At 61.6% G+C, this 17793-nt stretch carries 16 protein-coding genes and 2 tRNA genes; 6 read left to right on the top strand and 12 right to left on the bottom strand.

The window, feature by feature from the left end; all coding sequences use genetic code 11:
* The first annotated feature begins 713 nt into the window (after positions 1 to 713).
* Positions 714 to 1988: a HEPN/Toprim-associated domain-containing protein gene (locus tag CVO77_RS16580; RefSeq protein ID WP_105999998.1), complete on the top strand. Its 1275-nt coding sequence runs from the start codon at positions 714 to 716 to the stop codon at positions 1986 to 1988.
* Between the two features lie 176 nt (positions 1989 to 2164).
* On the opposite strand, the gene CVO77_RS16575 is transcribed toward CVO77_RS16580, so the two are convergent.
* Entirely contained in the window at positions 2165 to 2452 is a 288-nt protein-coding gene (locus CVO77_RS16575; RefSeq protein WP_106000904.1) for a DUF2285 domain-containing protein, read from the bottom strand.
* A gap of 88 nt (positions 2453 to 2540) precedes the next feature.
* On the opposite strand from CVO77_RS16575, the gene CVO77_RS16570 reads away from it, so the two are divergent.
* Positions 2541 to 2783 (top strand): helix-turn-helix domain-containing protein, encoded by a 243-nt coding sequence (locus CVO77_RS16570; protein WP_105999997.1) that lies wholly within the window; start codon positions 2541 to 2543, stop codon positions 2781 to 2783.
* A 128-nt stretch (positions 2784 to 2911) separates the two neighbouring features.
* Here the strand turns inward: CVO77_RS16570 and CVO77_RS16565 are convergent, their stop codons facing one another.
* The 8 genes from CVO77_RS16565 to CVO77_RS16530 form a co-directional block, all read right to left on the bottom strand.
* Positions 2912 to 3703: a helix-turn-helix transcriptional regulator gene (locus CVO77_RS16565; RefSeq protein ID WP_158258099.1), complete on the bottom strand. Its 792-nt coding sequence runs from the start codon at positions 3701 to 3703 to the stop codon at positions 2912 to 2914.
* Positions 3670 to 4107 (bottom strand): DUF2147 domain-containing protein, encoded by a 438-nt coding sequence (locus tag CVO77_RS16560; RefSeq protein WP_242446199.1) that lies wholly within the window; start codon positions 4105 to 4107, stop codon positions 3670 to 3672. Before CVO77_RS16560 ends, CVO77_RS16565 begins: the two co-directional genes overlap by 34 nt.
* Before the next feature lie 13 nt (positions 4108 to 4120).
* Entirely contained in the window at positions 4121 to 4978 is an 858-nt protein-coding gene (locus tag CVO77_RS16555; protein ID WP_105999994.1) for a metal-dependent hydrolase, read from the bottom strand.
* Positions 4979 to 5092: 114 nt separating this feature from the next.
* Positions 5093 to 8443, bottom strand: a complete 3351-nt coding sequence (locus tag CVO77_RS16550) for a TonB-dependent receptor (protein WP_105999993.1) — start codon at positions 8441 to 8443, stop codon at positions 5093 to 5095.
* A 78-nt stretch (positions 8444 to 8521) separates the two neighbouring features.
* Positions 8522 to 9535: a FecR family protein gene (locus CVO77_RS16545; protein WP_105999992.1), complete on the bottom strand. Its 1014-nt coding sequence runs from the start codon at positions 9533 to 9535 to the stop codon at positions 8522 to 8524.
* Complete coding sequence (locus tag CVO77_RS16540; RefSeq protein WP_242445987.1) at positions 9532 to 10038, bottom strand: RNA polymerase sigma factor; 507 nt, start codon at positions 10036 to 10038, stop codon at positions 9532 to 9534. Before CVO77_RS16540 ends, CVO77_RS16545 begins: the two co-directional genes overlap by 4 nt.
* A 113-nt stretch (positions 10039 to 10151) precedes the next feature.
* Positions 10152 to 11378 carry a tyrosine-type recombinase/integrase gene (locus CVO77_RS16535; protein WP_105999990.1) on the bottom strand — a complete coding sequence of 409 codons (1227 nt, stop codon included), beginning with the start codon at positions 11376 to 11378 and terminating at the stop codon, positions 10152 to 10154.
* Between the two features lie 186 nt (positions 11379 to 11564).
* Positions 11565 to 11650, bottom strand: a tRNA-Tyr gene (locus CVO77_RS16530).
* An 80-nt stretch (positions 11651 to 11730) separates the two neighbouring features.
* Between CVO77_RS16530 and rlmB the strand changes: the two genes are divergently transcribed.
* A complete protein-coding gene (gene rlmB, locus CVO77_RS16525) occupies positions 11731 to 12498 on the top strand; it encodes a 23S rRNA (guanosine(2251)-2'-O)-methyltransferase RlmB (protein ID WP_105999989.1) in 768 nt (255 codons plus the stop codon).
* Positions 12499 to 12610: 112 nt separating this feature from the next.
* Here rlmB and CVO77_RS16520 read toward each other — a convergent pair whose 3' ends face one another.
* Positions 12611 to 12928 carry a 2Fe-2S iron-sulfur cluster-binding protein gene (locus tag CVO77_RS16520; protein ID WP_105999988.1) on the bottom strand — a complete coding sequence of 106 codons (318 nt, stop codon included), beginning with the start codon at positions 12926 to 12928 and terminating at the stop codon, positions 12611 to 12613.
* Between the two features lie 101 nt (positions 12929 to 13029).
* Between CVO77_RS16520 and CVO77_RS16515 the strand changes: the two genes are divergently transcribed.
* Entirely contained in the window at positions 13030 to 13647 is a 618-nt protein-coding gene (locus CVO77_RS16515; RefSeq protein ID WP_106000903.1) for a DNA-3-methyladenine glycosylase family protein, read from the top strand.
* A gap of 102 nt (positions 13648 to 13749) precedes the next feature.
* Here the strand turns inward: CVO77_RS16515 and tig are convergent, their stop codons facing one another.
* Both tig and CVO77_RS16505 read right to left on the bottom strand, forming a co-directional pair.
* Entirely contained in the window at positions 13750 to 15363 is a 1614-nt protein-coding gene (gene tig / locus CVO77_RS16510; RefSeq protein ID WP_106000902.1) for a trigger factor, read from the bottom strand.
* 91 nt (positions 15364 to 15454) lie between these two features.
* Positions 15455 to 15539, bottom strand: a tRNA-Leu gene (locus tag CVO77_RS16505).
* A 172-nt stretch (positions 15540 to 15711) separates the two neighbouring features.
* Between CVO77_RS16505 and CVO77_RS16500 the strand changes: the two genes are divergently transcribed.
* Together CVO77_RS16500 and CVO77_RS16495 are read left to right on the top strand one after the other, a co-directional pair.
* The gene (locus CVO77_RS16500; RefSeq protein ID WP_105999987.1) at positions 15712 to 15909 is read left to right on the top strand and encodes a hypothetical protein; all 198 of its coding nucleotides are present in this window, start codon (positions 15712 to 15714) and stop codon (positions 15907 to 15909) included.
* Between the two features lie 194 nt (positions 15910 to 16103).
* Positions 16104 to 17786 (top strand): amidohydrolase, encoded by a 1683-nt coding sequence (locus tag CVO77_RS16495; RefSeq protein WP_105999986.1) that lies wholly within the window; start codon positions 16104 to 16106, stop codon positions 17784 to 17786.
* Positions 17787 to 17793 lie beyond the last annotated feature (7 nt).

Raw genomic sequence — 17793 nt, 5'->3', positions numbered from 1 at the left:
CTCTCGCATTCGACCTAGCCATACTGCGCCCGAGTACCGATGACTCGCAGCGCGCGCCTCAATTTCTGCCACGCCTGGTACGCCTCGTTGGCGCTGCATCGCGTTCCGCTAGCGGCCACTGACACCCGCGCAGTCCCTTGCTATTGTTCGGGCATGATAACAGAAAGCTACTACTGGAAAAGGCCACTCCTGACTGGTGCCAATTTCATCCGAAAGTACATGGATAAAGAGAACATCACGGACGCGCAGTTCGCCCGGATTGAGCGGGAGATTTTCATCGGCTTCTATACCGTTCGCAAATTGCTCGAAGCCACNGGGAAGGTCAGCCCGGAAACCCGCGATTTGCAGGTTTCCTTAAAGTGTTACCCCAAGCGGACAGGGCAGCCACTGGTTGACTGGTATAATCGCAGCGAGTTCTGGGAGCTGTATGATCTGGAGGTTGGTCGCTCCGAGCAGCGTGATCTTCTCTACGTTGCGCATCAGATGGTTCACAGCTTCATCTTCGTATTATCTGGACATGATGATGGGCACGGCGCTTTCTTCACCAGCGACCGTGACAAGAAAACCCGTCTCAGCTTCATCACGACAAGCGAGATCGCCCGTATTTTCGAAATAGTCGGGAATGATTACCCCTCCGGATTCAATTCTTGGCGCGATCCTGACACCGGCGAGATGAAGTGGGCCGTCCCGCCTCGCAAGGAGCCAGCCGCCTGATGGGAACTGCGATCGAACTGGAGGTCGGCGATGTATCTATCTCCTACGCCAAAAACCACATGGGCATGGACTTCGGATATCTGTTCCAGCGAGGAGATGAGACGCGCCGTAAATCGGACGCGATCAACTACGACTATTACGAGGAGCACCCGGAAGAAAAAGACGAGCTGGTTGTGCATGAGGCCGCCTTCGTCAGGCCCTTATCGCGTATGCTCCCCCGCCTTTTTCTCTTCGGGTCCAGTATCGAAAGCGCGCGCTTTGAATACGAGGCAATCATCGCAGAAGCACGAGAGTTTGCGTCCTATGGCGAGCCGCCCGATGAAACTGATTTCCTAAGCTTCGAAGAATACTGCGCTCTGATTCGGCGTTATCCGCTTTCAAGCCTTGGCGGCGGAACAGAGTTTCACGATAAAGAAAAAGCGAAAGGCAGGCTCGCGGCGGATAAGGATTTCGACCGCCTCCCTTGGACTGACAACTCTGACAGCTTCTGGTCGGAATCGAGCTTTATCGCTGCTAAGCTCGCGATTCTAAGTCCTGAGTCCATGCTCCATGTCTTTGCGCTGAATCCAGACAATCTCGACGCAGAGGTGAAATGGGAGTTTGGCCCGCTGGTCGTAGCAGGCTGGGCGAGCCGAGAGAATTTCGAACCGGGCGCACGCAGGATGCAGAAAATCCTGATCGCGACGGAAGGCGCATCGGATGCGCGTATCATCAAGCGTGCGCTCGAAATCCTTCGCCCTGATGTTTCGGACTTCTTTAATTTCGTCGATGTAGATGAACGGCATCACTTCTGGGGCACAGGCAATCTCGTGAAATTCGCCGAGGGTCTGCTTCGCATCGACGTACAGAACAAAGTGCTATTCCTTTTTGACAACGATGCTGAAGGGGTGGACGCCTACCGGAAGCTGAACGCGCTCAAGCTGCCGGGCAACATGCGCTCCATGCTTCTGCCAGACCTAGACGACTTTCGAAGCTTTCCGACACGCGGACCGGAAGGCGTCGGCATTTCAGATATTAACGGCCGGGCGGCCGCGATCGAGTGCTATCTCGATCTCAACCTCCCCTCCTACGGTCCCGCGCAAGTTCTATGGAGCAATTTCAAAAAGGACATTGAGGCGTGGCACGGTGCTCTTGAGTTCAAGGAGTCCTATCAGCGCCACTTCTATGATCAGTCTCCTGAGGCGTTGCTGTCGGCGAGCTATGACGTTTCGAAGCTTCTCAAGCTCCTCGACGCGCTGATCAAGAAGGCCTCACTGGTTTCGTCTGTAGCCTAGTGCAAAGTAGCATGTGAGTGGCTTGATACCGAAAATCTCAAGCAAGAAACCAAACTAACAGAGATTTGGCTGACAAACGTCGGCTTTCAGGCGATCGCGCTGGAGCCTCCGAGGACCGACATCAGGCGCGAACCTGACAAAGTTCGTCGTACCTTTTCAATTCAACGCCCGCGCCGTCACCGTCCCCCGTCGCCCGCGATGAACAACGGCAACCCTTCCGTGGTGATCCAGCGCGCGCGTGCGACATGAGCGTCCCAGCAGCGGCGTGCGGCCGGTTCGTCCTTGTCGGGGTCGCATCCCAGAATGATGATGCTCGCCTCGCGCCAGTCGTGGCCGTCGATGATGTCCCGCCCCTCGGCAACATCGAGAACGCGCGCGTAGGTCAGGATATTGGCGCGATCATAGGGCGTGATGGCGTTCGGGAAATCTAGGTCTTCGGGACGCGCCGGCGGAGTCACGCTCATTTCCATCGCTCCCAACAATAATTCTAATCCCAATATGGGATAATCCCAAAACCGACGCAAGGAAAGACCTCCTCTTGTCGGTTTTTTCATGGCTCGGTCGCTTCGCACTCCCAAACATCGCCAGCTCCAGTCAGGCCTCGCCGATGCGCGCAAGGCGGCGGGACTGACGCAGGTGCAATTGGCAGGGAAATTAGGTCGTCCGCAATCCTTTGTCGCCAAATATGAGGTCGGCGAACGACGCATCGATGTCGTCGAGTTCTGCGAGATTGCCGATGCGCTGAAGCTGGATGCCAGTTCCTTGCTGTCGTCCATTTTCGCGGATCGCCGCTAGAGCCGCTCCCGCTGCTTCACCAACGCAAACGCAAGATGCCGCCGTCCGCCCCCAAAAGGCAGGGGCGGCGGCAAGCCGTTGCCGGCCGCTGACTCGCGAACGGGCGTTTCAGCTTGTGGAGGGGATTGCTAGGTCGCCAGGTGGCGGTATTGACGCGGAGAGATTTCGTGGATGCCGATCTCTCCATCCAACACGGCGGCGATGACGAGTTGGGTGCGGTTGTGGACCTCGTATCGGGCGCAAGCCGCCTCGATGTACGTTTTCACTGTCGCTGGGCTCAGGTCGAGGATCGTGGCGATGTCGGTGTTGCTCTTGCCCTGTCCCGCGAGAATAATGCAATCGAGCCAGCGCGACCGCAGCCGGCCGACGCGGACTTGACGCAGGCGACGACCGCCGGCGATGCGGCGCGCCGTCTGGAAGGCGAAGCTGCCAACGATCTGGACGGTGCCGATGTGGCGCTGCGCGAGGTCGGGAATACGCGGGCTACAGAAATTGCACGATCCGCTGCGCTCGCCGAGCACGAACGCCGGGACGGTGATGCCGTTGGTGACGCCATGATATTCTCCGCGTTCGAGAAATTCGCGGTGCCGCTGCCCCAGCTCGATCAGGTCGGCCAGCTCGCACCAGGTGAAGCAGGCGTTGGCCGCGATGCAGGCATGAACGACCGGATCGTCGCGATGATAAAGGCCGCCGAAATATTCCGCGGCATAGTCGGACGGATAGTTGTTCATGTTGATGAGGCCGGGCGACGCGGCGCGGTGATCGTCGTGATGGATCATCGCATAGTGGCGGAAGCCCAATTCCCGCGCCGCGGCTTCGAGCAGCCGTTCGACGTCGGCGAGGTTGGCCGCCTGCTGGATTTCGGCGAGGAACGCCGACGCGAAGCTCAGCGCGCGCGGGTCCAGACCTTGGTTCGGCAAAAAATCTTGGCCTTGCATCCTTTCACCTCCAGCTTGCCGTCGGGGCGGAGCGTCAGGGTGCCGGTCGCTGCGCCGTCGCCGGTTTCGGGATCATAGAGCGGGCCGCCTTTCCATTCGCGCGGGCCACCCTTGAAGCCTTGCAGCACGACCAACCCCATAAGCCGCCGATTGCGAAGGCTGGCGTCAGGGTTCTTCACGTCGCGCTGGTCGGAATTGGCACGCAGGGGAGCGGCGTCGTCCACCTTGCCGCAGACGGCCGCGCCGCAGCGATAAAGCTCGACGCGCCCACCTTGGCTGCCCGTCGACCATAGGCCGGTGATGGCACTACTCCCCTGCGATGCGACGGCCCCGGCCCCTCCCCCCGTGGCCGCAATCAAACTCAGTGCGATCATTACCTTCTTCATCACGATCACGCCCTCACTTCGACATCGGCGCGACGAGCGGTGGCGAGAGGGTCGCGAGGGCGCGGGCCGCGAGAGCGCGATCATCGTGCTGCCACGGGTGAAAGCCCGGGCGGAAATAGGTGAATACGTCGCGCAGCAAGAGCCGCATCAGGCCCGGCTTGCCATAGAGATAGGCGAGAAGCTGCCGCCACGTCCGAAAATTGTTCTGCCTGTCCTGCCGCAGCAGATCGGCGGTGTTGCGAAACACGACATGGTGAAAGCGCACGCCCGCCGCGAGCATGGTGAAGGAGCGCAGGGTCCAGCGCCGGAAGCGGGGCCTGTCCCGCATCGCGAGCAGCAAGGTGTCGTAGGCGACGGCCTTATGCTCGATCTCCTCGATCGCGTGCCAGCGCCACATGCGCTGCGCCTCAACGTCGGCGCCGGCGAGATGAGCCGGGTCAGCCAACACTGCGTTTGCCAGTATCGCCGTGAAATGTTCGGGCGCGCAGGTCGCCGCGAGTTGCATGATCGGCGGGCGGCGCTTCGCCCAGGCGATGGTGCGGGCGGCGCGATCCTCGGACGAGGCCATGTCGCAACCGGCATCGCGCGCCTGCCGGTTGAAGAAGACATGCTCGCGCGAGTGGGTCGATTCCTGGAAGATGAAATCGTCGATCTGCTCGCGCAGCGGATCGGGCGCGCCGTCGCGGTAATGACGTACCGCCGACATGAAGAATTTCTCGCCGACCGGGAAGGTCGAGGACAGTGCATTGTAGAAGGCCGTCCGGCCGGGATCGCCGCCGTGCCACCAGCGGTGCGGCATCATGTCGCGGCCGAATTTCCAGTTGCGCTTTTCGATGACATGCCCGGCGGGCGTTTTTATCTGGAGCGTCATGGGTCGTCTCCGCTGCTACCGGGCTCCGTCGTGAAGACAAAAGCCTCAGAAAAACTGGGCCGATGCATGCGCCGGGAGTGGGCGAAGCACCGACCCAAGTCGGAGTGGACGAGGTTAGAACTTCTTCGCGATGCTGAACCCGATGATGCGCGGGTCGAGCGTGAAGACGTTGGTCGTCAGCCCCGTATCGTCCGAATTCAGGAAAGAATCGGTGATCGGCGACTTGTTGAAGACATTCTTCACATAGGCCTCAAACGTCAGATCATCGGGCCCTTCGACGCGAAGCGAGAGGTTGAAGTTGGTCCAGCTGCGCAGGCGGTCGTAAGGATTGCTGTTGTAGACACGCGCCCAGCTCTTGGCCTGCCAATATCCATCGCCACGGATCGTCGCGCTCCAGTCCGGATCGAAGTCGATCGTATATTGGGCACCCAGATTGGCGGTCCAGCGCGGTGAATTGGGCAGCTCGTTGCCGCCTAGATCGGCCTTCAGACCGGCCCCACCGTTCAGTTCGGGATAGTTAGCGGGATCGTAGCGCGCGCCGCCAAAAGTCGGATCGGCGATGAACGGGGGGAAGAAGGCAAGGGGACCTCTCGCGCCTCCGCACATGCCCCAAAAGCCTTGCAGGCCGGGCGTGGTTCTGGCCCATTCCGCCGCGACATGGGTTGGAATGACGCAGTTAGACGGCAACGCCATCCACGGCTTGACGAGGGTATAGTCGGCATTGCCCTGTGTGCGGTTCATGATATCGATGGACGTTTCGCCCTTACCGATCTTGGTGCGGAGGTAACCTACATTGGCGTTGAGCCGAAGGTTGCGCGTCGGCGCGAACACGGTCTCGAATTCCAGCCCCCAGACCTTGGCGTCAAAATTCTCGTTCACGGCCGTGCGGTCCCTAATCTGGGAGACCTGATAGTCCTTGTAGTCATAATAAAAGCCGGTGAAATTCAAAGTCAGCGCTCCGTTCAACAGGCTGTTCTTTGCGCCAATTTCAAAGGCGTTGACGAATTCCGGTTTGAATGTCGCGTCATACTCAGCGCCGGTCAGGGCCAGAGTCGGCAGCCAGCCAAGCGTCTGGTAGAAATCAATTTCAGACTGCGGCATGCCGTCGGCCAACCCGTTAGCAATAAACTCTTCTTCAGTTGCGAAGTCCGGACTCGGTGGGTTGGCGCCGCCACCCTTATAGCCACGCGAGAAGAACGCATAGAGCATGGTGTCGTCAGTGAAGCCCAGTTCGGGCTTCCAGTCCAAACCGATCCGCCCCGTCCACTCGCCCCATTTCTGCTTGATGTCGGGTTCCTCAGGGTATCCGATTGAGATATTCCCGCCGGCGAACAAGGAACGCGACAGTAGCGTTTGCGACGGAACAGGCGTGAACGTCTTGCGGTCCGAGGTGTATCGGAATCCAGCCGTCAGTTTCAGGTTGTCTAGAACATTGTAATATGTCTCTCCAAATATAGCTTTTGAATTCAGCTTATAAGGATTCTTTGACCGGAAGTAGTTATGACCATTTCCGTCAATACTCTCGACAGGATTGGGATCGACATATGGGCATACCGCATACGGGTCACTGGCCTCTATTATCGTCCCCCCCGGCGTAGAAAATAAGGTATCGCCCGGGCATGTGGCTGGATTCCATGGAACACCTGATCCATAAGCTGGATAAAATCCACCGCTCCAAGCTAGAGCAGTGAGGACATTGTTCATGACATAATAATCATTTATCGTCTTAAATTTAGTATAGTTAACCCCAACACTGAAGTTAAATTTCCCATCAAATGATGATTGCAAGCGGAACTCCTGATTGAGCTGCTTTGATTTAGCTTGGCTAATATCAAATCCGGCAATGGTGTTAGTACAACCTATCTGGGGATCGCAGAATACCCCTCCAGGAATAAGATTTCTGAATTCACTTGGGCTACCGATAAAATTCATCAGGTTCGTCGTGTCAGTGAACACCGGAAGGCTTGTGAATCGGTTATAATCTTGAAATGAATAGACCTTGTCAGAATTGTAAGCTGTCTGAGATGTAAATGTCAGTTCAGAACCTAAATCAATATCCAGGTTAAATTGAAAGAGGTCAGACTTTGCCCGATATTTGGGATCGCGGATCGAGTTGATTTCTCGCAGATTGCGAGACTGCATGGAACCGCCATATGGATCGACTGGTTGGATAACGGTATAACCCCCGTTGGAATCCTGTCCGATCCCCGTTCCGCTGGCCGACAGCGCAATGGCGCCCAGAATGAAGCTGAAGCCCAGCCCGTTGGGTTTGCCGAATGCAGCATCATCATAAAGGCTGCCCGGCTTGCATCCCTGGGAGAACAAAGCCCTGCGCACTTCCAGATTGGTGTATTCATTCAAGTTGTCAGCCAAATCCACGCCGCCCACACTTGTCGGTCCGTCATCACGATGGCAAAGCTGCTTGCCGGTGCGCGAGCGGTTGTCATTCTCATTGAAGCGTTCCCAGATCAGATTGGCGCGGAACCATGGCGCCGGCTCGAACGCGACGGACGTGCGCAGCGACCAGAGGTCGCGACCGTTAATGTCGTTCTTGGTGGTCGCATTATAGTCATAGCCGCTGCGCTGGGTCATCGAACCCGCGACGCGAACCGCCAGCACGTCATCGATCAGCGGCACGTTGAGCATAGCGAGCAAGCGGCGGCTGTTGTAGTTGCCGACTTCGCCCTTGAGATTGCCCTCAAACGTGCTGAGTTTGGGCTTGGCGGTGATCAGGTTGACGACGCCTCCGGTCGCATTGCGGCCATAGAGCGTCCCCTGCGGCCCGCGCAGCACCTCGACACGCTCCATGTCGAAGAATTCCTGTTCGAAGAAGCGGTTGTGGATCATGCTGCTGTTATTGAAGGCGACGGCAACGCCGGGGTCGCTGGTCGCGGAGATCGACTTGGTCCCAATGCCGCGGATCGAGACATTATAGCCAGTGAAATTGGATTTGCTGAACGTCATGTTCGGCACCGCGCGCATGATGTCGGGGCCGCCCTCGATCTTTTGCTCTTCCAGACTCTTTTGGGAAAGAGCGGTGATCGCGATCGGCACATCCTGCACCGATTCCACCCGCTTCTGCGCGGTGACGATGATTTCGTCAGGGACGTAGGCGGCCCCCGACGCTTCGCTGGCGCGTGGCGGGTGGATCAGGAGCAGGCCGGACTGTCCCCGTTCCACCACCAGCCCCGACCCCCGGAGCAGGGCGTCGAGCGCCGCCTGCGCCGAATAGCTGCCCTTCAGGGCGGGCGAAGTCTTACCGCGCGCGTCGCGCGAATTGAACACCACTTGCTGGCCCGACACGCGGGCAAATGTTTTTAGCGCGGAGTCGAGATCCTGTGCCGGAATGTCAAAGCTGTAGACCTGCTCCTGCGCGTAGGCCGGCTGAACCACCGCGACCGTCGCCAGCGAAACCGCGAGCGCGCGCAGCGCCAGCGAATGCGTATAGAAACCCTGTCGTGCCATTACTGTCCTCCCCCATGTTCGGCTTTGCGCCGTCTCAGGGTAAAACGTGTCACCAAGCCGCAGGGATAGCGCGCGGCCTCACTTTTTTTCGGGCAGACTTTTCAAAGTAATTTTACCGGGCGTATATTCGGCGCGCACCGCGTTCATCCGCGTCACGCCCTCGACAAAGGCCGCCGTGTCGCCTGCCGTGAAGACGCCGTTGACCCGAACACGCCCCACCTTCGCATCGCCAAGCGCCAGCTTGCGATTGGAATAGCGGTTCATCCGTGCCGCCGCGAGCGCCAGCGGTTCGTCGCCGAAACTCAACTGCCCCGATTCCCATGACGAGGATCGTTCGGGATCGAAGGAAACCAGCGTCGGCGGTGCGCCCGCGCCGACCGGAGCGACCATCTCCTGCCCCGGCTTCAGTTGCAGTTCCTTTCCGGCTGGCGCCGGCGCGGTACGGTCGAGCACCGATACCCGCCCATGATAGAGCAGGACGCGCACCTCGCCGCCAATCATCTCGACGCTGAACGAGGTTCCGGTCGCCACCACCATCTTGTCGCCCGCAACGACGGTAAAGGGGCGCAAGGGGTCCTTCGCGACGTCGAATTTCGCGCGGCCGCGAACCAGGGTCAACTCGCGCTGCTTGTCGCTCATGTCGACCTCGACCAGGCTGTCGGCGTCGAGCGACAATCTGGATTGATCGTCCAGAAGCGCGACGCGGCGTTCGCCCACTTCGGTCTGGTAGGGACGGGTGGAATCGCCCAGCATGAACAAGCTCGTCACCGCCAGCAGTAGCGCAGCGGCGATCCCGCCGGCCCAATAGGATCGGGCACCAAGGCGCCGGGTCCAACGCCGGCGATTGACGGTCCGGTAGCTTTCGAGGGCGGCGCTCCGCATCGCGATCGCCTCGGGAAGGCGAGCCGCGCTGTCGGCCGTTTTCCAGGTGCGAACGACGGCCTGAAATGCGGCGGCATTCCGGTCGTCCTCCAGCCAGTGGTCGAAGGCTTCGCGCTCGCCCGGCGGCAATTGCCCTTCGGCGAGGTTCATGCACCACAGCGCCGCCTCTTCGTGACGATCGGGCTGGATATCGTCTTGCACGGCCTTCATTCCGCGTCCTGCATCTGCTTGGTCAACAGCGAGGTCGCCTTGGCGATCTGCTGCTTCACCGCGCTGGTCGAAATGCCGAAGGTCGCGGCAATGTCGTCCTGACTCAGATGTTCGAGCCGATAGAGGATGAACATGGTGCGTGTACGCTCCGGCAGAGTGGCGAGTGCAGAGAGAAATGCCGCCATCTCCTCGCGGCTGGCGGCGATGCTATGCGGATCGAGGACATCGAGTTCCCGCTCCGGCTCAGTAAAAACGGCTTCGTGATGGCGTTGACGAACAACGAGCTTGCGGACGCGATCTACCAGCAAATTCTGCGCGGTGCGAAAAACATAGACATCGGGTTGATCCGTCGTTCCTTTCCCGACCAGCAGTCTGGCGAACACCTCCTGCGTCAAATCCTCCGCCTCGGCATAGCTTTGTACGCGGCGCAGGAAAAACGCCATCAGAGCCGGCCTCCAGCGCTGATCCAGTTGATTGCCGGATTTACCCTCTTCGGGCGGCAAATTCTCGTCCCTCCGCTGTTCTGATTAGAAAAACGTATGACGCGCCCGTGGGTCTAGGCAGAATTTTCGCTGGGAGCCAGAAAATCGCGGCGACCACCGTAGGAAGCCGGGTGTTATCCCGCTTTCTTACCGGGAAGCGGCACAATATTGCCTGTGCCAGCCGCCCCGCTCGCGCAATAACGCCCCCAAGCGGTCATCAGCATCACACGCGCGCCTGGCTTATCGGGGGTGCCAAGATAAGTGGTGCGGCGATAGGCCGCCTGCACCGCGTCCGGCGTCTTGTGAGCCAACGCGGCTTCCACCACGGCATCGGCAAAACCCTCGTTCGCCGCCCAGTCGGTGAAGGCGGAACGGAAGCCGTGGACGTGATAAGGCTCGCTCATGTCGCGCAGCACTTTCAGCAGCGTCATGTCCGACATCGGCTTGCCGGCCACGCCGGGGAACACGACATCGCTCCCCGCCCGCCTGAACGCCGCCGCCCTCGCCAGCACCGCCAGAGCGGCGTCAGAGAGTGGCGTCATGTGCGTCTTGCTCCGCTTCATATGATCGGCGGGGATCGTCCATAGGCGGGCTTCCCGATCAAATTCGGCCCAGGTGGCAAGCCGCACTTCCTGCGAGCGCACCCCAGTCAGGATAAGCAGTTCCAATGCCAGCCGCCCGAATGACGGCTTGTGCTGCAACGCCACCATGAAGGCAGGCACCGCGACATAGGGCATGGCCTTGCGGTTTGCCCGTTCCTTCACTTGCCGGGGCAGGCCGCGCCCGGCTTTCAGGCTCCCGTGGCCCGAGGGGGCTTCCGACGATCGCCAGCCCTTCGCGTGAGCATAATCGAGCACGGCGCAAATCCGGTTGCGGACTTGGCGCGCTGTTTCGGGAATCTCCTGCCAGATCGGCGTCAGCACCGCGATAATGTCGGGCGAACCAATTCCGACGGTCGGAATATCACCCAGTTTTGGGAAAGCGTGGTTTTCCAGACTGGCAAGCCACTGACGGGCATAGACGGCGCTTTTCCAGCCCGCCTTATTCTCGGCATGATATTGACGAGCGGCCTCGCGGAATGTCACCTTCGCGGCGGCTTCGTCCTTCCTTTCGGCCAGAACGTCGCGCCGTTCCACCTTGACCGCCTTGCGCAGTTCCCTCGCCTTCTCGCGGGCTTCCGCCAGCGTCAGCAGCTTGGCGCTGCCCAGCCCGATGTCCTGCCGCTTTCCGTCGCGCTGCAAACGCAGGAGCCAGTAGGCCCCGCCGTGCTTGTCCACCTTCAGGAAAAGCCCGTCTCCATCCTGATAAGTGCCGGGATTCGTCAGGGCCGCCTTGACCGCTATCGCCGTGAGTTTACCCATCGGATTCTCTCCCCACACTTTGAGGCGTCAAAATGTGAGGTAAGCAAATCTCTCCCCACACTTCCCCCCACATTTCGCGTCGGCTGCACACGGACGACAGTGGACGCGAGCGGAAGACCGCAGGCATAATAAGCTAGGTTTTCTGGGATTTCTAGGGACTTCTACGGAAGTCCCCGGAACGAAAAATGGTGGACAGGGCTGGATTCGAACCAGCGTACGGAAACCCGGGCAGATTTACAGTCTGCTGCCTTTAACCACTCGGCCACCTGTCCATGGGGCCCGCTTTGGGAAGCGGTCCAATGGCGAAACGAGACTTGCCTGTCAATGCCAGTCATGGGAAAGGCGCGGCATCATGCGTCAAATTTCTCGCCATCGCCGACCCGCCGGCCAAAACCAGCGTGGACAAGCCACCCGCTTCTGGGGCCGCCACGCCGTTCTCGCCGCGCTCGCCAACCCCGAACGCCGCGTCAAGCGCATCTGGGGGACCAGAGAAGCGCTGGGGCAACTCGACCTGCCGCCGGTGCTCCCGATCAGCTACGCCGACGTCGCCGACCTCGCGCGCCTCGTCGCGCGCGACGCGCCGCACCAGGGCCTCGTGATCGAAGTCGATCCGCTCGAAGAGGTCTATCTCGGCGATTTGCTTCAGGAAGAAAGCGACGCCGACAGCAAGCGCCCCTTGCTGATCCTCGACCAGGTCACCGACCCGCACAATATCGGTGCGGTGCTGCGTTCCGCCGCCGCGTTCGACGCCGCCGCGATCATCACGCAGGACCGCCACAGTCCGCCCGAAAGCGGCGTCATCGCGCGCTCGGCCTCGGGCGCGCTCGAAAGCGTGCCGTGGGTGCGCGTCGTCAACCTGTCGCGCGCGCTCGAGGAGATCGCCGAGGCGCAATATTGGCGCATCGGGCTGATGGGCGATACCGAGACGACGCTCGCCTCGACCCTCGACGGCAGCAAGGTCGCGCTCGTCCTCGGCTCGGAAGGCGACGGGATGCGTCACAATGTGATGGAGCATTGCGACGTGCTGGCAAAGCTGCCGATCTCGCCGCGGATGGAAAGCCTCAACATCTCGAACGCCGCGGCGATCGCGCTCTACGCGGTGGCGACATCTGGCAACTAAACCGCGTCATTGCGAGCGCAGCGAAGCAATCTCCAGCTATCGACCTTGATTGGCGGCCGATAGCTGGAGATTGCTTCGTCGCCACGCTCCTCGCGATGACGATATGCTGCGTTTAATCCTCCGCCGCGATCCGCACGCGCAGGCCGTCGAGCGCGTCGCTGAACGGGATTTGGCACGACAGGCGCGACGCCTCGTCGCGGTCGGATGTCGAATCGAGCAGGTCGTTCTCGTCCTCGCTCATCGCGGGCATCGCGTCGGTGTCGCCCGCCTCGACATGGACGTGGCAGGTCGCGCACGAACAGCAGCCGCCGCACAGCGCGAGCAGCTCGTCAAAGCCCGCGTCGCGGATATTCTCCATCACGGTCAGGCTGGTGTCGCCTTCGATCTCATGCTCGTTCCCGTCGCGTGTCACCACAATCAGCTTGGCCATGCTCGTCCTCATATCGTTGGTTCGGCTTGGCCTATGTCGCGCGTTGCGCGTCAAATCAAGCGCTGCTACGGAAGTGATGCGAACAAAAGGAGAATATGGCGATGAGCTTCGGCGAAGAGCAGCTTCATGCGGGAATCGACGCGGTCGCCGCGATCGACGGTAATTTCGCGCGCGCGCTCGGCAACGCCGGTTACCCGCCGCCGCGCATCCGCGAGCGCGGCTATACGACCTTGCTGCGCACTATCGTCGGCCAGCAGGTCAGCGTCGCCGCGGCGAACTCGATCTGGAACAAGCTGGAGGCCGCGTTCGGGGAGGGTTGCCCCGCCGAAGTGATCGCGGCGGCCGAATTCGACGCGCTGCGCGCCTGCGGCCTGTCGGGACAGAAACAAAGCTATGGCAAAAGCCTCGCGCAGCTCGTGCTCGACGGCGCCCTCGATTTCGACGCGCTTCCCGCCGACGACGAGGAGGCGATCGCGCTGCTCACCCAGGTCAAGGGCATCGGCCGCTGGTCGGCCGAAATCTACCTGCTGTTTGCCGAGGGGCGCCCAGACATCTGGCCCGCGGGCGACCTCGCGGTGCAGGAAGCGGTCGGCCGCATCCTCGGCCTCGGCGCCCGCCCGAGCGAAAAGACCGTGCGCGCCCTCGCCGAACCCTGGCGCCCCCACCGCGGCGCCGCGGCGATCTTCAGCTGGCATTGCTACAATATGGATGTGATCTGATCACAGCTACGCCCTCCCCTTCAGGGGAGGGCAGCGAGACAAAAAAGGCCGGGCGGAGCATCCTCCACCCGGCCTTTCTTGTCTCTTGCGAAGCGAAGAGGCTTATTTCTTCGCCGCCGCCTTCTTGGCCGGAGCCTTCTTGGCGGCCGGCTTCTCTTCGGCAGCCTTGGGAGCCGCCTTCTTCGCGGCGGGCTTGTCCTCGGCCTTCGCGGCCTCGGCCTTCTTCGCCGCCGGCTTCTTCGCCGGGGCTTCGGCCTTCTCGGCCTTGGCGTCTTCCTTCACCGCGTCCTTCTTGGCGGCCGGCTTTTTGGCGGCGGCCTTCTTGGCGGGCTTGTGGTCGTGATCATGGTCATGACCGCAGCCCGGGCCATGGACGTGGCCGTTATCGTCGTCGGCCTCGATCGCGGCTTCCAGTTCCTCGCGGGTGGTTTCGCGGTCGCTGACCTCGGCCTTTTCGAACAGATAGTCGACGACCTTGTCCTCATAGAGCGGGGCGCGGAGCTGCGCGGCGGCGAGCGCATCCTGCTGGACATATTCCATGAAGCGGCCGCGCTCTTCGGGGCGATATTGCTGCGCCGCCTGCATGACCAGCCGCTGCATTTCCTGGTTCGTCACCTGCACGCCGTGCGCCTGGCCGATTTCCGAAAGGAGCAGGCCCAGGCGGACGCGGCGCACCGCGATCGCATGATATTCGTCGCGATCCTTTTCCAGCTCGGCCTTCGCCGCCTCGGGATCTTCCTCGTGGCTCGCCTCATGCTCGAGCTGCTGCCAGATCTGGCCGAACTCGGCCTCGACCATCGTCGGCGGCACTTCAAAATCATGCGACGCGGCGAGCTGGTCGAGCAGCTTGCGCTTCATATAGGTGCGGGTGAGGCCGTTCAATTCCTGTTCGACCTGGTCCTTCATCAGCTCCTTGAGCTTGTCGAGGCTTTCAAGGCCGAGCGATTTCGCGAACTCGTCGTCGATCTTCGACGCGGCCGGAACCTTCACTTCCTTCACCGTCACCGCAAATTCGGCGGGCTTGCCCTTCAGAGTCTCGACCGGATATTCGTCGGGGAAAGTCACTTTGAGCGTTTTTTCGTCGCCGACCTTCACGCCGACGAGTTGATCCTCGAAACCGGGGATGAGCTGGCCCGAACCGATTTCGACCGCCATGTCCTCGCCCGTGCCGCCGTCGAAAGCGACGCCGTCGACGCTGCCGGCGAAATCGATGATGACCTGGTCGCCCTGGGCCGCCTTCTTCGTCTTCGGCGCGTCCTCGAACCGCTTCATCTGCGCGGCGAATTCCTCGATCTTCGCCATCACCGCCTTGTCGTCGGCGGGAACGGTCAGCCGCTCGAGCTTCAGCCCGTCGATCGACGGCGCTTCGATCACGGGAAGCACTTCGAGCGCGACGGTCAGCTCGGCATCCTTGCCGCGCTCATAACCATCCTCGAGAGCGACCGCGGGCTGGAGCGCGGGGCGCAGCTTTTCCTTCGCCATCAAATCCTTGACGCCCTGGTCGATCGCCTTGTTGAGCGCGTCGGCGTTCAGCGCCTCGCCGTGCATCTTGCGGATCAGGTTCGGCGGCACCTTGCCGGGACGAAAGCCGGGCATGCGCACGGTCGGCGCGATCGCCTTTACTTCGTCATCGACGCGCGCATCGATATCCTTCGCGGTGATGGTCAGGCGATATTCGCGCTTCAGGCCTTCGTTCAGCGTTTCGACGGTCTTCATTGCCTTGATCTTATCCTTGCTCAAAATCTCGTATCGATGAACCCCGCCCGAAAGGCAGCGTTCCCTATGTCCCGGCCAAAGCTCGCGGAAGTGGTGCGGGCGAAGGGACTCGAACCCCCACATCTTGCGATACTGGTACCTAAAACCAGCGCGTCTACCAATTCCGCCACGCCCGCTTGAGAAGCTTTCAGCCGGGTGCACGAAATCGCGCGCTGCCGCGCACGCCCGTGCGGGCCGCGCGGGGCTATAGCAGACGCGTGGCCGAGGGCAAGGGCGGACCTTCCGCCTATTTCCGCGGGGCGGAACATGCGCCGCGCCGGTTCGTTGGTTCGCTTTAGGAGAATCATCATGCCCCCCGGCGCCGACCCGCTTCCGAAACCGAAACCCGACACGATCGAACCGCAATCGCCTCCCGAAACGCCGGTTCAGCCGACCCCGCTCGAAGACCCGCCCGGCCAGCCGCAGGAAATCCCCGGCAACCCCGGCGGCGGCGACGCCGATCACCCCGGCCGCGGCCCAAGCGAAGTGCCGCCGCAGGAGATTTGAGGCGCGCGCCCTCTTTGCCCCCCTCTCGTCCCCCCGGACTTGATCCGGCGGCCCGCTTTTCCGGCACCGCTGAGCGTTATCCCGGATCAAGTCCGGGATGACGCAGCGAGCATGGGGGTCGCCAAAGAGTTGCAAAGGAAGACTTGACCTCCTCCCCTCTTCCCCGCCACGGCGTTGCGGAGGGAGAGACATCCATGAAATCCATCGCCACGCTCGCCGCGCTGCTGCTGATCGCGACGCCGGTCGCCGCACAGGAAGCGACCCTTTATCGCGGCGGCACCATCATCACGATGGACGGCGACTCGCCGCACATGGTCGAGGCGGTGGTCGCCAAGGATGGCCGGATCGCCTTCGCGGGCGATGAAAAGGGCGCGCGGCTGGCGGCGGGCCGGGACGCCGCGATCCACGACCTCAAGGGCGCGACGATGCTCCCCGGTTTCGTCGATGCCCATTCGCATTTCGCGATCGCGATGCAGATGGCCGGCGGGCTCGACCTGTGGGACAAGACGCTGCCGCCGGTGACCGACATCGCATCGCTGCAAGGTGTCATCCGCGACTATATCGCGCGGAACGCGATCCCCAGGGACGGCTGGGTAATCGTCTGGCAATATGACAATGAGAAACTGGCCGAAAAACACCATATCACGCGCGCCGAGCTCGACGCGGTGGCGGCGGATCGCAAGATCGTCGTGCTCCACCAGTCGCTCCACGCGCTCGTCGCCAACAGCGCCGCGCTCGCCGCCGCAAAGCTGACCGACGCCAGCCAGCCGCCGCCGGGCGGGATGATGCTGCGCGACGCCGACGGCCGCCTCAATGGGGTCTTGCTCGAAAAATCGACCTTCCTGATGCTCGCCGCGATGCCGCAGCTCACCCCCGAGCAAAAGCTCGCGCGGCTCGACGCCGCACAGCAACGCTATTTCGCCGAAGGCTATACCCATGCCCAGGATGGCGCGACGATGCCCGCCGACCTCGCCTTCTTCACCAGCCCCGCCGCGCACAAGCATCTGAAGATCGATCTCGCGCTGCTGCCGCTCTATACCGGGCTCGACGCGCTGCTCGCGCGGCCCGACATCCGTTTCGGGCAATATGACCATCATGTGAAATTGCAGGGAATCAAGGTCATCCTCGATGGGTCGGTGCAGGCGCGCACCGGCTATTTCACCCGCGACTATGCCCGCGGCGCGCCCGACGGCAGCCATCCCTGGCACGGCGCCCCGGCGATGGATCAGGACGCTTTCAACCAGCTTGCCAAAAAGGTCACGCAGCGCGGCTGGCAGATTTTCGTCCACGCCAATGGCGACGCGGCGATCGATATGGCGATCAAGGGGTTCGACGCCGCCGGGATCACGGCCGCCGACGACCGCCGCCCGATCGTCATCCACTCGCAGTTCCAGCGCCGCGACCAGCTTGCCGATTACAAGCGCATCGGCGTCGGCCCCTCCTATTTCTCGAACCACGCCTGGTATTGGGCCGACGTCCACCGCACCAATTTCCCCAAGGAAGTCGTCGATTTCATCAGCCCCCTGCGCTCGGCGCGGGCGGCCGGGCTGATCCCGTCGAACCACAGCGACTACAGCGTCACCCCGCTCGACACGCGCTTCATGCTCTGGACCTCGATGGCGCGCGTCTCGCCGACCGGAGTGGTCAGCGGGCCCGACGAAAGGCTGAACGCCTATGAGGGGTTACAGGCGCTCACCACCGGCCCCGCATGGCAGGCGTTCGAGGAGAATCGCAAAGGCCGGATCAAGGTCGGCCTGCTCGCCGACTTCGTCATCCTCGACAAGAACCCGCTGACGACGCCGGTCGATGGCATCCGCGACATCAAGGTGCTGGAGACGGTGAAGGAAGGCGAAAGCGTCTGGCACGCGGCGCGCTGAGCGCCGT

It is taken from the genome of Sphingopyxis lindanitolerans (assembly GCF_002993885.1).
Taxonomy (GTDB): Bacteria; Pseudomonadota; Alphaproteobacteria; order Sphingomonadales; family Sphingomonadaceae; genus Sphingopyxis; species Sphingopyxis lindanitolerans.
The sequence above is the reverse complement of the archived record's forward strand: the minus strand, read 5'-3'. Positions and strand labels throughout refer to the sequence as shown.